The organism is Helicobacter anatolicus, assembly GCF_021300615.1.
Lineage (GTDB): Bacteria > Campylobacterota > Campylobacteria > Campylobacterales > Helicobacteraceae > Helicobacter_H > Helicobacter_H anatolicus.
Genome location: NZ_JAJTMY010000004.1, coordinates 127,612 through 143,366, shown reverse-complemented (window position 1 = coordinate 143,366; position 15,755 = coordinate 127,612). Strand labels below are relative to the sequence as shown.

General features: G+C 32.4%; 17 protein-coding genes. 16 read left to right on the top strand and 1 reads right to left on the bottom strand.

Annotation, left to right across the window (positions count from 1 at the left end):
* Position 1 precedes the first annotated feature (1 nt).
* Entirely contained in the window at positions 2–841 is an 840-nt protein-coding gene (locus LW133_RS06405) for a SurA N-terminal domain-containing protein (RefSeq protein ID WP_233077584.1), read from the bottom strand.
* A 198-nt stretch (positions 842–1,039) separates the two neighbouring features.
* Between LW133_RS06405 and LW133_RS06400 the strand changes: the two genes are divergently transcribed.
* From LW133_RS06400 to rpsF, 16 genes are all read left to right on the top strand, one after another.
* Positions 1,040–1,477: a Dps family protein gene (locus tag LW133_RS06400; RefSeq protein ID WP_233077583.1), complete on the top strand. Its 438-nt coding sequence runs from the start codon at positions 1,040–1,042 to the stop codon at positions 1,475–1,477.
* A 34-nt stretch (positions 1,478–1,511) separates the two neighbouring features.
* Complete coding sequence (gene hisD, locus LW133_RS06395; RefSeq protein ID WP_233077582.1) at positions 1,512–2,801, top strand: histidinol dehydrogenase; 1,290 nt, start codon at positions 1,512–1,514, stop codon at positions 2,799–2,801.
* A complete protein-coding gene (locus tag LW133_RS06390; protein ID WP_233077581.1) occupies positions 2,801–3,079 on the top strand; it encodes a DUF2018 family protein in 279 nt (92 codons plus the stop codon). The genes hisD and LW133_RS06390 overlap by 1 nt, the downstream gene beginning before the upstream one ends.
* Positions 3,072–3,458 carry a hypothetical protein gene (locus LW133_RS06385; RefSeq protein ID WP_233077580.1) on the top strand — a complete coding sequence of 129 codons (387 nt, stop codon included), beginning with the start codon at positions 3,072–3,074 and terminating at the stop codon, positions 3,456–3,458. The genes LW133_RS06390 and LW133_RS06385 overlap by 8 nt, the downstream gene beginning before the upstream one ends.
* 8 nt (positions 3,459–3,466) lie before the next feature.
* Positions 3,467–4,366 (top strand): polyprenyl synthetase family protein, encoded by a 900-nt coding sequence (locus tag LW133_RS06380; RefSeq protein WP_233077579.1) that lies wholly within the window; start codon positions 3,467–3,469, stop codon positions 4,364–4,366.
* A gap of 9 nt (positions 4,367–4,375) precedes the next feature.
* Positions 4,376–5,680, top strand: coding sequence for a glutamyl-tRNA reductase (gene hemA / locus LW133_RS06375; protein WP_233077578.1), 1,305 nt, complete (start codon positions 4,376–4,378; stop codon positions 5,678–5,680).
* Positions 5,681–5,690: 10 nt separating this feature from the next.
* The gene (locus LW133_RS06370; RefSeq protein WP_233077577.1) at positions 5,691–7,436 is read left to right on the top strand and encodes a proline--tRNA ligase; all 1,746 of its coding nucleotides are present in this window, start codon (positions 5,691–5,693) and stop codon (positions 7,434–7,436) included.
* Positions 7,433–7,864 carry an FxsA family protein gene (locus tag LW133_RS06365; RefSeq protein ID WP_233077576.1) on the top strand — a complete coding sequence of 144 codons (432 nt, stop codon included), beginning with the start codon at positions 7,433–7,435 and terminating at the stop codon, positions 7,862–7,864. Before LW133_RS06370 ends, LW133_RS06365 begins: the two co-directional genes overlap by 4 nt.
* A complete protein-coding gene (gene hemC, locus LW133_RS06360; protein ID WP_233077575.1) occupies positions 7,861–8,796 on the top strand; it encodes a hydroxymethylbilane synthase in 936 nt (311 codons plus the stop codon). The genes LW133_RS06365 and hemC overlap by 4 nt, the downstream gene beginning before the upstream one ends.
* Positions 8,797–8,850: 54 nt before the next feature.
* Positions 8,851–9,924 (top strand): NAD(P)-dependent alcohol dehydrogenase, encoded by a 1,074-nt coding sequence (locus LW133_RS06355; RefSeq protein WP_233077574.1) that lies wholly within the window; start codon positions 8,851–8,853, stop codon positions 9,922–9,924.
* A gap of 71 nt (positions 9,925–9,995) precedes the next feature.
* Complete coding sequence (purM, locus tag LW133_RS06350; RefSeq protein WP_233077573.1) at positions 9,996–10,988, top strand: phosphoribosylformylglycinamidine cyclo-ligase; 993 nt, start codon at positions 9,996–9,998, stop codon at positions 10,986–10,988.
* The gene (locus LW133_RS06345) at positions 10,988–11,593 is read left to right on the top strand and encodes an SH3 domain-containing protein (RefSeq protein WP_233077572.1); all 606 of its coding nucleotides are present in this window, start codon (positions 10,988–10,990) and stop codon (positions 11,591–11,593) included. Before purM ends, LW133_RS06345 begins: the two co-directional genes overlap by 1 nt.
* Entirely contained in the window at positions 11,586–12,371 is a 786-nt protein-coding gene (locus LW133_RS06340) for a shikimate dehydrogenase (RefSeq protein WP_233077571.1), read from the top strand. Before LW133_RS06345 ends, LW133_RS06340 begins: the two co-directional genes overlap by 8 nt.
* Positions 12,368–14,287 carry an RNB domain-containing ribonuclease gene (locus LW133_RS06335; RefSeq protein ID WP_233077570.1) on the top strand — a complete coding sequence of 640 codons (1,920 nt, stop codon included), beginning with the start codon at positions 12,368–12,370 and terminating at the stop codon, positions 14,285–14,287. The genes LW133_RS06340 and LW133_RS06335 overlap by 4 nt, the downstream gene beginning before the upstream one ends.
* Complete coding sequence (gene holA / locus LW133_RS06330) at positions 14,287–15,270, top strand: DNA polymerase III subunit delta (protein ID WP_233077569.1); 984 nt, start codon at positions 14,287–14,289, stop codon at positions 15,268–15,270. The genes LW133_RS06335 and holA overlap by 1 nt, the downstream gene beginning before the upstream one ends.
* Before the next feature lie 83 nt (positions 15,271–15,353).
* Entirely contained in the window at positions 15,354–15,743 is a 390-nt protein-coding gene (gene rpsF / locus LW133_RS06325) for a 30S ribosomal protein S6 (RefSeq protein ID WP_233077568.1), read from the top strand.
* The last annotated feature ends 12 nt before the right edge of the window (positions 15,744–15,755 follow it).

Here is a 15,755-nt window from a genome sequence, read left to right as displayed (position 1 = left end):
ATTAGTTTCTAATTGTGATAATATTTGCTTTTTGCTTGATTTTTTCAAAATAATCTTCAAGGATTTTATCCTGACGTTTTTCAATAAGTTTTTGTGCGATAAAATTTTTTGCTTGCTGAAACGAAGTTTTTTCCGCACCTTTTTTTTCTTTAATCAAAAATGTTACATAAGTATTATTGCCTGCATTTAAAATAGTGGTAAATTCACCTATTTTTGTGCTTGTAAAGACTTGTGCAATCTGTGGTGCCATCATTTCTAATGACATTTTTTCTTGTGCGCGTTCCACACCTCTAACAGCAATATCAGGAGTCTTGATAGCTTTTTTCAAAAGATCAGAATCACTAGAGCTATATCGCATAACTACTACTTCTTTTGGCATATTGAATTCATCGGGATGTTTATCGTAATATTCTTTCATCTCTGCTTCACCAGAGTTATTTGCATTGGATAATAAGACATTTCGCATAAGCTCCTGGGTTTCAATTTGGTTTTTGAGATCTTTTTTGTAGTCTTTTATTTTGATACCTTGGGATTTGAGTGCTTTATAAAAACCTTCAAGATCTGTGCCATTTCTATATGCCATATTTTGAATTTCTTCATCAAGCTTTTCTTCGCTAATATTTACTTTTAAACGTTTAATTTCTTGGGATTTAAGTTTTTCAGAAATAAGAATGTCAATAGCTTTTTCTTTGGTAATTTTTTGCATTTTTTGTATTTCTGCAATTTCATAAAGCGTGATAGGATCGCCATTAACTGTGATAGCAATCCCTGCGATGAGCTTTTCTTCAGCATAAAGCAGGGAAAAGATAAAACTACAAAAAAGCAGTGTAGAGCGAAACATGAGCTTCCCTTTATTTTTTAGATTCTCTTATTTTATCATAAACATTTTAATATAATTAGTGCTTCAATTTAATGGACAAATATGAATTTTGGTTACATAAAATTGATAAGAGCAGGTTGTTGTAATCATGAGTTTAATAATTTACATTTTTTTTATACACTTCAGAGTACATGAGTTTTATTATGAAGGAGTTATATTATGAATAAGACTATTGAATTATTACGACAATTACAAGCAGATAGCTTAGTGCTTTTCATGAAAATTCATAATTTTCATTGGAATGTAAAGGGGAGTGATTTTTATCAAGTACATAGTGCTACTGAAGCAATTTATGGAGAATTTGCAACAATGTTTGATGATTTAGCAGAGTTGGTTGCACAAATGGGTGAAGTTCCTGTAATTACATTATCTGAAGCTTTGCAGGTTGCAAAAATTAAAGAAGAGAGTAAAAAAAGTTTTACTTCTAGAGAAGTATTTGCGGCAATCGCTCAAGATTATACTTATCTTCTTGAGAATTTCAAAAAGCTTTCACAATTTGCAGATGAAAATAATGATAAGCCTGTAGCAAATTACGCAGATGAAAAAATCAGTAGTTTGCAAAAATCTCTTTGGATGCTTAAAGCTGCACAAGCTTAATTTTTCCCCTCTTTTGAGGGGCGAGTGAATAAAGATGAAGATTATTAAAACTACACAAGATGATTTTTCACAAGTATTTCAAAGCATTTGTAATCGCGGGAGAGTTGATGGTAAAAAAGTGGTTGTTAAGGTGATGGAGATTTTAGATTCTATCCAACAAGGTGGTAATCAAGCAGTATTGCAACAAGTAGCGATGTTTGATAATTGGCAACCTAGTGATGTAGAGGATTTGCGGATTTCTTTTGATTCTTGTAAGAATGCTTATGAAAAATTAGATTCTATTGATAAAAAGGCATTGCATCAAGCATACGATCGTATTTATGCATTTCATTCCAAACAAAAGGCAAAAAGTTGGTTGGATTTTGAGGATAATGGGAATATTTTAGGACAAAAAATTACACCTGTAGAGAGAGCGGGGCTATATATTCCTGGAGGTAAGGCATTTTATCCAAGTTCGCTTCTAATGAATGCTATACCTGCTATTGTAGCAGGCGTTGATGAAATTGTAGTATGTAGCCCTACTCCAAATAATGCACCTAACTCTTTATATTTAGCAGCACTTTATCTCTGTGGAATTAAAGAAGCATATAAAATTGGTGGTGCGGGCGCAATAGGAATGATGGCCTATGGAACAGAAAATATAAAAAAAGTTGATGTAATCACTGGTCCGGGTAATATTTTTGTAGCAACGGCAAAAAAAATGGTTTTTGGCGATGTAATGATTGATATGGTGGCAGGTCCTAGTGAAATCGTAGTGATTGCTGATAAGAGTGCTGATGCAAGGTCTGTGGCAAATGATTTGTTGGCACAAGCAGAACATGATGAAATGGCAAGTGCAATTTTATTGACAGATAGCAAGGAATTAAGTCAGGAGGTACAAGAGATTCTTATGCAAACGCTACCTACTTTACAAAGAGAGAGTATTGCTGCTACTAGCTTAAAAGATCGCGGAGTAATTATTCTTTGTAGAGATATTAAAGAGTGTTTAAATCTTAGCAATACACTTGCACCTGAACATTTAGAATTATTAATAGCAAATCCCTTGGAGATGCTTGCACGCATTAAACATAGCGGAGCAATTTTTATAGGTCCTTATGCGCCAGAGGCAATGGGGGATTATATTGCAGGACCTAATCATACTTTGCCAACAGGTGGTAGTGCAAGATTTTTTTCACCACTTAGTGTGGAGCATTTTATGAAAAAAAGTTCCATTATTTATCTTTCAAAAGAGGGGTTTGAAGATTTGGCATCTTCTTGTGAAAGATTGGCAGAAATTGAAGGGCTTGGTGCTCATAAGAATTCTATTAGTGTAAGGAGAAAATAATGTGGGAAGACTTGGAGGTGTTGCAAGGAAATCCTGTGCAAAAATGGCAAGATATTGTTTTTCATGCAAATAGAAGCTTGGTTCAAAAGCAGTTAGAAAACTTGTTAGAGAGATTGGCATTGTGTGAAACTCTCATACATGAAGAGGGGCTAGAAGATAAACTTTTGGAGAAGGCAAGACTTTTACATTTTGATGAAGATTTACAACAAGATATTGGAAATAAAAAGGCAGATTTGGCTATAGAATCTATGGCTAAAATTTTAAGTGAAAATGAATAAAAAATTTATTTTTTTATCATTTGCTTTTTTTTATTGTTTATATGCTGTTCCTATTGATTGGGGAAGTGAGCAAGAAATTATTTTGAAAAAAGATGAGGTGGCTAGTGCAAAAGTCTATACTAATAGAAGTGTAAAAAATTTTACAATGCGCTGGACTTTGTTAAAAAAGGATGGAATTGTAATTTTGCTAAAATATGATGATTTTCCTTATCAGTTTATTTTGTATCTTGATTATCAGCGTAATCAATATAATCTTTTGCTTGATGGTAGTGATAATTCAAAACTGGTCATTTTGTATAAGGATTTTGATTTTTCAAGTAGGAGTGCAAAATTTTGGTTGGGAGTACAAGGGCAAGCAGATTTTGTATTAAATAGATAAGGAAGACAATGAAAGAAGAAAAACTAAAACAAATTCATACGCAAATATTTTCATTTATACAAGAATTAAAAGATCAAAGTATTGAGAATTTTTTTTCTCAATTTCAAAGTGGAAAAATGTTGCGTTCTAAATTGATGTTATCGATTTGTTTTGATCATCCAGATATTGTAAAATTATGTGCAATTGTTGAGATGATACAAAATGCATCTTTGCTTCATGATGATGTTATTGATGATTCTTTGCTGCGTAGAGGAGAGCCTTCTATAAATGCTTTGTTTGGTAATAAAAATGCTATTATGCTTGGTGATGTGCTTTATTCTAAGGCATTTTATGAACTTCTCTTTTTTGATAGAGAAATCGCAAAAACTTTATCAGATTGTGTAGTACGCCTTTCTAGGGGGGAGATTAATGATGTGGTAATGGCACAAGCTTTTTGTCCAGATAAAGCAAGGTATTTTGCAATGATAGAGGATAAGACTGCATCATTAATTGCAAGTAGTGCAAAAAGTGCAGCGATTTTGGCAGGATTAGATGCTAAGCAATATTATACATATGGTTTAAATTTGGGTATTGCATTTCAAATTGTAGATGATTTGTTGGATGTTTTTGGTAATGAAAGACAGCTTGGAAAACCAGCAATGAATGATTTTGCAGAAGGAAAAACAACGCTTCCTTATATTTTACTTTATGCAAAATTATCCAAAGGTGATCAAGAGATACTACAAAGTTTTTTTAAAAGTCAAGATTCTGAGGCAAAAGAATGGATTTTAAATAAAATGCAAGAATTTGAAATTTTTAAAGATACACAAAAAGTTGCTTTGGATTGTGGTATGCAGGCATTGGAAGCAATTAAGGGAGATGAAGGTTTGGAAAAAATTGTAAGAGAAATGATTTTTAGAGAGTTTTAAGGAAGAAAAATGCGATATTGTGCTTTGAGTTTTTCACATAGAAAAACCCCTATAGAATTGAGAGAAAAAATTGCTTTTAATCAAGAAGATTCATTTGCTTTTGCAAAAAAATTAAAAGACTATGGTGCGCAAGAGGTGCTTTTAGTTTCTACATGCAATCGGACAGAATTTTATTTTTATGTAGAAAATATAGAAGAAATGATTGCAAAGACACTTAAAGAGCTTGCAGAAATAAAAAAAATTGGTGAAGAAGTTTTATCCGCAAATGCAGAAGTATATCAAGAAGTTGAGGCTATTCACCATATTTTTTGTGTAGTGAGTAGCTTAGATAGTGTTGTGGTTGGCGAAACTCAAATTACTGGACAATTTAAGAGTGCTTATAAAATATTTTTTGATGCAGGATTGTGTAATAAAGCATTGACGCGATTAATACATTTTGCTTTTAAATGTGCAGCAAAAGTGCGCAATCAAACAGAAATTTCTAAAAACTCTGTATCTATTGCCTCTGTTGCCACACAACAAGCTACAAGGTTCCAAGTTCAGCATAATTTGCCAAAAAAGGCTCTTGTTATTGGTTTTGGAGAGATGGGAAGGTTGAATGCTAAACATCTTTTAACACAGGGTTATGAGATTATGATTTGTAATCGCGATCAAGAAAAAATTAAAAAATTTATTTTAGAGAATCCCAAAGAGGGATATAAAATTTCCTCATGTGTTTTTGAAGATTTGCAAAAAATGCTCAATTTTTATCCTTTTGTGTTTAGTGCGACAGCAGCAGATTCTTGTGTAATTTCAAAAGAAATGGTGCAAGAAGTAGAATTTAAAAGATTTTGGTTTGACTTGGCAGTTCCTAGGGATATTGAGCATTTTAGAGATGAGAAGATTGAGATTTTTGTTGTAGATGATTTAAATCAGGTAGTGCAAAATAATCTTGCAACAAAAAGAGAGAATATGCATAAAGCATATCAAATTGTTGGAATTGCGACAATGGAGTTTAATCAATGGTTACAAAATTTAGATGTTGAACCCTTAATAAAAGAGATTAGAGAATTGGCTAAACAAGCTTCTATGAAAGAAATAAAAAGAGCATTAAAAAAAGGCTATATTGCACCGGATCAGCAATATAGTGTGGAAAAAATTTTGCATCAAGCTTTTAATACTTTCTTACACGCTCCCACACAAAAGTTAAGAGATTGTGTAAATAAACAAGAATCTGATATTATTTTAGAGTCTATCAAAAGCTTTTTTGATATTAAGGGAGAAGGAGTTTTGTTAAATGCTTATAAATGTGAATATGAAACTCCAGTAAAATAAAAGGATAGTAATGCGTTTTTCTCAATTTTTTATTCCCACTATTAAAGAAACCCCAAAAGATGTAGTTTTAAAGAGTCATGAGTATTTGATACGAGGAGGGTATATTCATCAAATTGGTAGTGGGATTTATAATTTTTTACCTTTAGGAAAAAGGGTGTTAGATAAAATTTCTCAGATTGTCAAAGAAGAAATGGATGGTGCTGGTTGCATAGAGATTGCAATGGGATTTGTAACACCTGCAGAATTGTGGAGGCAATCAGGGCGTTATGAAAAATATGGCAAGGAGCTTTTGAGATTTTTGGATCGTAAGAATAATGATTTTGTTTTAGGACCAACTTATGAGGAGGCAATCACTGATATTGCAAGAAACTTTATTAAAAGTTATAAAAATTTACCCGTAAGTTTTTATCAAATTAATCTCAAGTTTCGCGATGAAGTGCGACCGCGTTTTGGCTTAATGCGAGGGCGAGAATTTGTTATGAAAGATGCGTATAGTTTTCACACTAGTTATGAAGATTTAGATAGAGAGTTTGAGAATATGCATCAAGCTTATAAAAGAATTTTTACGCGATTGGGGCTTGATTTTAGGGTTGTGGATGCAGATAGTGGAGCAATTGGAGGTAGTGGTAGCAAGGAATTTATGGTTTTGGCAGATTGCGGGGAAGATACAATTGTTGTGTGTAAAAATTGTGAGTATGCTTCTAATATCGAAGCTGCCAAAAGACAAAAAAGAGTAGTAGATTTTGATGCACCAAAAGCGGAGTTTGCAAAATTTAGCACCCCAAATGTTAAGAGTGTTGAAGAGCTTAGTGCATTTTTTAGAATCAGTGGTTTTTATATTTTGAAAGTAGTAGTAAAAAAAGTGATTTTTTTACCAGAAAAAAATATGAAACCAAAACTTGCTTTTTTCTTTGTGCGTGGAGATGATGAGTTGGAGGAAATTAAAGCATTAAATGCTTTGAGTGCGAAAAATTCTAATGTTTTGGAACTTGTAGATGCAAGTAGTGAGGATATAAAGTCTGCTCGGCTTTGTGAGGGATTTATTGGACCTTATTCTTTGCGTAATATTACCCAATCAGAATTTATATTTTTTGATGAAGATTTAAGAGAGGAGCGAGATTTAATTTGTGGGGCAAATGAGGAGAATTATCATTTTGTTGGTGTAGATTTGAGTACTTTTGAGGGGCTTGAGTATGCAGATTTGGCTAAAGTGAGAGAAGGAGATATATGTACTTGCTGTGGCAGTGTGATGGAGTATAAAAAAGGTATTGAAGTTGGGCATATTTTTAAGCTTGGGACAAAGTATTCTGGGGCAATGCAAGCTATGTATCTTGATCAAAATGGGAAAATGCAACCTTTTGTTATGGGGTCTTATGGAATTGGTATTTCGAGACTTTTATCTGCAATTTTAGAACAAAAAAGTGATGAAAAAGGTTGTGTGTGGACAAAAGCTAGTGCACCTTTTGCTGTGAGTATTATTATTTCTAATAGTAAAAATGAAATAGAAAGAGAATTTGGTGAGGAGTTATACAAGGCATTAAAACAAAAAAATATTGAAGTTTTGCTTGATGATAGACTTGAGCGATTTGGCTTTAAGATTAAGGATTTTGAATTAATTGGGAGCTATAAGGGTATTGTGATTGGCAAGGAATTAGAAAATAACAAAGTTGAAATTATACATAGAGATGGAATGCAAAAAACTTATCTTAATGCAGAGATTCAAGAAATTGTACAATTTTTAGAGAATCATAAATGAAAATTTTAAAATTTATTTTTCTATACTTTGTTTTGGAGTTAATCAGCACTATCTATCTTAGTGATAAATTAGGGTTTTGGGTGATATTTGTAGAAATTATTATTTCTGCCTTGATTGGAGGGGCAATTTTACTTTATACAAAACTTAGTTTTTTAGAAACTTTGGGAGAATTTACCTTAAATAGAACAGATCCGATGGAATTTATTAAGGGCAATCTTTCTAAAATCTTTGGTGCAATTTTATTGATATTGCCAGGGGTATTAGGCGATATAATCGGATTGGTTATTTTGATAAATGCTTATTTTTTTATGACGGGAAAGTCGAAAAAAATCGATTCTGGTGATAGACATAGTGGTGTTTTTGGACATCAAAATGAAATCATAGATGTTGAAATTGAGGAAATAAAACAGATAAAAGGGAAAAAATGAGAGAAGTGGTGATTGGGACTAGGGGAAGTATGTTAGCGCTTTGGCAAGCAGAACACATTAAAAGTCGTTTGGAAAATGAATTAAAGATTCCAGCAAGACTTGAGGTTGTAAAAACTAAGGGGGATAAAATTTTAGATGTCCCTTTGGCAAAAATTGGCGGTAAGGGATTATTTACAAAAGAACTAGAGGAACTTTTGTTACAAAAAAAAATTGATTTAGCAGTGCATTCTTTAAAAGATGTACCTGTAGAATTTGTTGATGGACTTGGCCTTGCATGTATTACAACTAGAGAGGATGCTAGAGATTGTTTTTTGAGTGTTAAATATGAAAATTTAGATTCTTTGCCACTTGGTGCTAGGGTAGGCACAACTTCTTTGCGTCGTTGTATGCAAATTAAAGCTAAAAGAAGTGATTTGGACACACAAAGTTTGCGTGGAAATGTGCAAACAAGGTTGAAACGCTTGTTTGATGGCGAGTTTGATGCTATTATTTTAGCAAAGGCAGGACTTAATCGCCTAAAGATTACGCATAGTGATGTACCTTTTATACGGGCTTTTGAGCTTGAGGAGATTTTGCCGGCTATGGGGCAGGGGGCATTGGGGATTGAAATGCGTCTTGATGATGACCTACTTTCTCTTATTTGTACTTTAAATGACGAAAATACCGCATTATGTACACAGGCAGAAAGACAATTTATTAAGACTTTAAATGGGGGGTGTCAAGTGCCTATTGGTGTGCATGCAAGTTTGTTGGAAGATACAATTAAGATTGAGGCAATATTGGGGTTGCCAAATGGTGAAAAGATTATGAAAGATTTAGTTATTGGAAGAAAAGATTTTGCACTTAATCTTGCAGAAAATTTGGCACAAAATTTTATACAAAAAGGTGCACTTGAAATTTTGGAAGAAGCACAGAAAATGGTATTTTCTTGATTTTGGTAAAATAAATCAATAGCTAGAATCTGATATAAAATTAAAGGGAAAGTGATGCAAAAACTAGATAAAGAAAAAAGAATTTTGGCTAAAGGGTATGCAGTTTTTTCAAAAGATAGTAAATTTGAGGCTTTTGATTTTACAAGGCATCCTGTGGGTGATGGGGATATTTTGATTGAGATTTTATATGCAGGGATTTGCCATAGTGATATTCATAGTGCAAGAAGTGAGTGGAGTGAAGGGATTTATCCGATGGTTCCTGGTCATGAGATCGTTGGACGTGTAATAGCTATAGGAAAAAATGTTAAAAAATTTAAGGTCGGAGATTATGCGGGTGTAGGTTGCATGGTAAATAGTTGCGGAGAATGTGAAGCATGTAAAGAATCTAAAGAGCAATTTTGTCAAAATGGAAAAACAATTTTTACCTATAATTGTAAAGATTGTTTTCACGATAATGAACCTACCTATGGGGGTTATAGTAACAATATTGTTGTGAGTGAAAAATTTGCGATTAATGTACCAAATGATGCACCTTTAGAAGTTGTAGCACCTTTACTTTGTGCAGGGATTACTACTTATTCTCCTTTGAAGTTTTCAAAAGTAAAGGCGGGAGATAAAGTGGCAGTGGCAGGTTTTGGAGGCTTAGGGAGTATGGCGGTTAAATATGCGATAAAAATGGGTGCAGAGGTTAGTGTTTTTGCGCGTAATGAGGGGAAAAAAGAAATTGCAAAAAGAATGGGTGTTGAAAGATTTTATACAACAACAGATGGAGTGCATGAGCGCTTTGATATGATTATTTCTACTATCCCTACATCTTATGATGTTAATGCGTATGTTAATCTTTTAAAATTTGGTGGTGAAATGGCTATTGTTGGCTTGCCTCCATCTGAAAATTCTCCACAAATTGATAGTATGAATCTTGTGCTTCATGGAGGAAGAAGGGTTTATGGTTCTTTGATTGGTGGGATTAAGGAAACACAAGAAATGCTTGACTTTTCTTTGAAACATAAAATCTATCCTGAAGTAGAAATTATTGGCGCAAGAGCTGAAGAAATTGATTTAGTGTACGAAAAACTTACAAGTGGGAAAGCTTCTTTTCGCTATGTGATTGATATGCAGACACTTTGATTTTAGTGAGCATGATGTTAGAAAGTTCATAAAATATAGTAGAATCTAGTAGAGACATAAAGGGGTGCATAATGGCTATAAGTTATAAAGATTCGGGTGTAAATATTGATGAAGGTAATGCTTTTGTAGATTTGATTAAGCAAGAAGTAAAAAAAACTTTTGATTCTAATGTTTTGGGGAATATTGGGTCTTTTTCGGGGGCGTATGCATTGCCTAGTGGATTTAAAGAACCTGTGATGTTAGCAGCTACAGATGGTGTGGGAACAAAACTTAAACTTGCAATTGAAAGTGGTAAATTAGATAATGTGGGGATTGATTTAGTTGCTATGTGTGTAAATGATTTGATTTGTAATTTTGGTACCCCCGCATTTTTTTTGGATTATTATGCAACAGGGAAGTTGGAAAAGCAAGATGCTGCACGAGTGGTTAGTGGTATTGTTAGGGGGTGTCAAGAAGCAGAATGTGCACTAATTGGTGGTGAGACTGCAGAAATGCCAGGAATGTATCATGGAAAAGATTTTGATTTAGCAGGTTTTGCTATTGGTATTGCAGAAAAAAAAGATCTCAATAAAAATCAGAATATACAAAAAGGCGATATTTTAGTAGCATTGCCTAGTAGTGGCTTGCATAGTAATGGTTATTCTTTGGTGAGAAAAATTTTGTTTGATGTATTAAAAAAAGATTTTAATGATGATTTTTATGGGAGAACGCTTATTGATGTGTTATTAGAACCTACAAGAATTTATGTAAAAACTTACAAAAAAATTTCTACACATATTAAGGGGTTGGCACATATTACAGGTGGTGGTATATTAGAAAATATTCCAAGAATTTTTCCACAGGGACTTGGAGGAGAAGTGGATAGGAATTTAATTCAAACACCAGAGATTTTTAATGTTTTAGTAGAACATCTTGAGATGCAAGAGGCGTATCGTGTGTTAAATATGGGGATTGGAATGGTGCTTGTTGTAGAGAAAAAAGAATTGGATTTTGTATTAAATCATACAGATGGATATGTGATTGGAGAAGTACAAGATGCATACGAGGGCATTAATCTTAGATGATGAATAATATTTTTAGATTTTTAAAAATTTTTATCACTCCTCTTATTTTTTTGATTTTTTGTGTTTTTATTTATGTTGGAATTGTGGTTTTTTTTGGTAAAAAAGATAAGACACAAGAGACATTTTTTTCTATTTTTTCTAAAGCAAAAAAAGTAGAAAAATCTTTTAGTGCAGAGGAAGAATCAGAGATAAAAAAAATAACAAAAGATGTTGAAAAACTATCATTTGTGCAAAAATATCGTGTAAAAACAGATATTTTAAATATTAGAGCCAATCCATCTATTAGAGCTGCAATTATAGCAAGGGCATATAAAAATGATGTGTTGGAAGTTTTTTCAGAACAAAATAGTTGGGGAGAAACTTCAAGAGGATTTGTATTTTTGGATCCCAAAAATATTATTAAAGAAGAAGAAAAGAAACTTCAAGAATATCGCGTAAAAGTAGATATTGCAAATATTAGACAGCAACCATTATTCCGTGCAAAAATTGTTGATCGTGCATATAAAAATGAAGTTGTGCTTATAGAATCTGTCAAGAATGGTTGGGCAAAACTTGAGCGTGGTGGATATATTTTTATGGATTTATTGTTAAATATTGATGAATAAACAATATTGTGTTTTTGGCAATCCTATTGCCCACTCTCTTTCCCCTTTAATGCATAACCATGCTTTTGAAGTTTTGCGCACTAAGATTGGTTTTTTGGGGAGTTATGGAAGATATCTTTTAAAAGATCCAACAAGGCTTTATCAAACTTTCTTGGATTTAGGGTTATGTGGTGCAAATATCACAGTTCCATTTAAAGAAGAGGCATATTTGCAAAGTGATGAGGTGCTAGGGATTGCTAAAAAAATTAAAGCGGTAAATACTTGGGTTTTGCGTTCTGGTAAGATTTATGGTTATAACACTGATGCACCTGGATTTTATGAAACTATTAAGGATTTGGAGTGCAAAAAAATTTTGATTCTGGGGGCGGGAGGGTCTGCAAAGGCTGTTGCTTATATTTTGCAAGAAAATCATAAAGAAGTATATATTGTTAATAAAACCTCTTCTAGACTTAGGGCGTTAGAGAATGATTTTTCTTGCTCTGTGGCGAGTGATTTGAAGGATTATCAATATGATTTAGTAGTAAATGCCACAGCAGCAGGTTTGCAAAATATGTTGCCTTTTGAGGAGAAATGGTTAAAAAAAATTTTAGTGCATGCAAAATTTGCTTATGATTTGATGTATGGTGATACACCTTTTTTAAGACTTGCTAGGGAATTAAAAATAGAAAATATGGATGGAAAAAATATGCTAATTATGCAAGGAGTATTGGCATTTGAGCTATTTTGCGGACAAGAAATTCCTGAGGTGTTTTCTATTATGCAAGAAGCTTTATTATGATAGAGTTTTTGTTACAAATTGCTTTTGGATGCAAGGAGATTACTAAAAAGTATCACCCATTGTATTTGCGATTGCAAAAACTTGGTTGTATTAAAACTAATGGAAAAATTTTTCAACTTCATGAAAGTTTTGTATTTGGGGTTATTGATTTTTATCGAAATAATTCTATGTTTGTAAGTGACTTGGCTAAAAAGCAAGAATATTTTGTCTCTTCTTATTGTTCTGGTCATAAGGGTGATATCGTAGTGGCTAAGATGGTTAAAAAAAGAGGAAAAATCAGTGTTGTTATTATAGATATTTTGCAATCCTGTAACCGATTTTTGTGCTATTTAGATTTGCATAAAGGTAAAATTGTTGGTTATAAAATGTATGAGGAAAAACCTCGTCCTATTTCTTTGCCAATTGCACAAAAAGCATTGCGTCAGCTACCTAGAGGATGTGTTATTTTAATGGATATGAAAGGGCAAAAGATTCTAGAGATTTTGGGGGTTTTAGAAGATGAAGCAATTGATGAAAAAATTATTTTATTACATTATATGCATCCTATGGAATTCTCTGAAGAAAGTAATAATTATGCGCAAAGTTTTGGAGTGGAGGTGGATAAGTCGTTATATTTAGATCGTATAGATCTTAGTCATTTGCCTTTTTATACGATTGATCCCAGTAGTGCTAAAGATCATGATGATGCGATTTTTTTTGATAGTAAAAAAAAGATTTTGTATGTGGCAATTGCAGATGTAAGTGAGTATGTAACACAAGATAGTGTAATTGATATAGAAGCAAGACAGCGGGGGTTTAGTCTATATTTTCCGCATAAAAGCTATCCTATGTTGCCAAGAAATTTGAGTGAAAATATTTGTTCTCTTAAAGAAGGTGCTATACGATTAGCGTTTACCTGGATGATATTTTTTGATAAAAATTATGAAATTAAAAAAAGCCATTTGTTTGAATCTATTATTTGTAATCACCAAAATATTACTTATGAGGAAGTAGATAATTTTTTGGAGGGAAAGAATCATGCAATAAAGCAAGATATTGCTAAAAGTATTAAGAGTTTTTATGAAGTTGCTCAAAAACTTTATAAAAAAAGAATAGAAAAAGGCTATGCTTTTAGTTCATCAGAAGTTGCAATGAAACTTAATGCAAACAATTCCTTAGAAAGTGTTTTTGTGTATGAAGAGACGAAAAGTCATCAAATTGTAGAAGAGGCGATGCTTTTAGCAAATAAAGAATCTGCAAAAATGCTAGAGGGTTATACAAAAGGGATCTTTAGGGTGCATTCCCCAATAAAAGAGGAAAAAAAACAAATATTATTTTTTGATTTAAAGAATTTAGGATTTTTAATTTTAAGGGCAGATTTTCACACACAAATTAAAGATATTCAAAGACAAGCTGTGCAAAATGGAATGATAAAAGAGATTGACCAGATGATTATTAAAATGCAAAATAAGGCACAATATGCAAGTAAAAAAGAAGAGCACTTTGCCTTAGGTTTTGAGGCTTATACACATTTTACTTCCCCGATTCGTAGATATAGCGATTTGTTTTTACATCGCTTGTTAAAAGAAATTTTACGCGGAAATAAAAAAATAGATTTTTTGCTTACACATACAGATTCTCTTTGTGCATTTTTAAATGAACAAGAACGCAAAATTGCAAAAATGGAAATCGGTTTTAAGGATCGGAAATATATGCATTGGGCATTGCGAAATCAAGGAAGAGAAGTTGAAGTTATGGTGATAGATGTTCAGTATCCAGTTTTGGCTAAAGGTTTGGGTGAAATATTAGGGGCTAGGATTGTGGTGGAGGGGTGTTTTGAGGTGGAGAAATTTGATAAAATTTTGGTAGAAATAACAGATGTGGATTTAAATAATGCTAGAATCTTTGCAGTTTTTAAGGGGATTCAACAAAAATAATGTATAAAAGAGATTTTGATATTTTGTTGCAAAAAGAATTGCCTCAAGGGATGTTATTTTATGGGGATAGTGAGTTTTATATAAATTTTTATACAAAAAAAATTCTTGATAGAATGCCTGGTGCAAGTATTAATACTTTTTATTTTTCAGATTATAATATTTCTCAAGTCTTGGATATTTTGGGACAGGGGAGTTTATTTGGAGATAAGAGTATTGTGGTTTTGAAACTTGATAGCAAAATTCCTAAAAAAGAAGTAGAGGCTTTATATAAATGTTTAAAAAATAATCCTGACAATATGTTAATTATTAATTTTTTTCGTTCTGAAAATAAGAGTCCTGTGCAATACGCACAGGACTTTAGAAGTTTTGGAGCAATGTTTAGGAAAGAAGGTTTTGTTGATGTGCAGTTTTTTGCACCAACGATGATGGAGAGTATAATTCTTTTAAGACAAAAAGCAGAGGAATTGGGGATAAGAATTGCGGATTATTTATTACAAAGTTTATTGCAATTGCAAAATAATGATTTGGGAATTGCAATGGGGGAGTTGGAAAAATATCAAGTTTTTGATGAAGAAATTACAATGGAAATTTTGCAAAAACTTTCTTTTGGATTGGGGAGTGTGGGGCTTGAGAATCTTTTAGATAGTATTTTTGAAAACAAAGATATATTGGTAGTTTATGAAAAGATACTTGAGGAAGGAGAGGATGAGATGGATATGATTAGGGAAATAGAGCGTTATTTTTATATTTTGTTTATGTTTTGTGTTTTTATCAAAATTAATGGGAGATGTGATGCTAAGGAAATTTTGGGTTATCAACCCCCGAAATTTATTGTGGATAAATATATTAATCGTGCAATTAAAATTAAAGAAAAGCAATTTCAAAAAATTTTTGAGGGGTTGCGCACTTGGCGGAATACATATTTAAGTGGAGAGAAAGAAGCGGGCATGCGTTTTTTAATAAATTTACAAGCAAATTTATGATAGAATGCAAAGTTCTTTTCTGAAAGTTAAAGAAAGAATCCTTGCTCTTAGGATATAAGGGCTATAGACCATAAGGAGAAAAAATGCGACATTATGAAACAATGTTTATTGTAAAACCTACTTTAGTAGAAGAAGAAATCAAAGCAAAAATTGATTTTTTTAAAGATATTATCACAAAAAATGGTGGTAACATCGTAACTTGTTTGGATATGGGGATGAGAAACCTTGCTTATGAGATTAAAAAAAGTAAGCGTGGTTATTATTTTGTAATTTATTTTCAAGCAGAGCCGAGTTTGGTATTGGAGCTTGAGAGACTTTATAGAATTAATGAAGATATTTTGCGTTTTATCGTGATTAAATATGAGAGTAAAAAAGAGCAAAAAGCTTGGCAAACTCTTGTAGATCGGGCAAATAAAAAACCTGAAGTTAAAGTACAAAAAATAGAAACAAAGGCTGAAGAGACTGTACAATAAGCAGGATAGGTT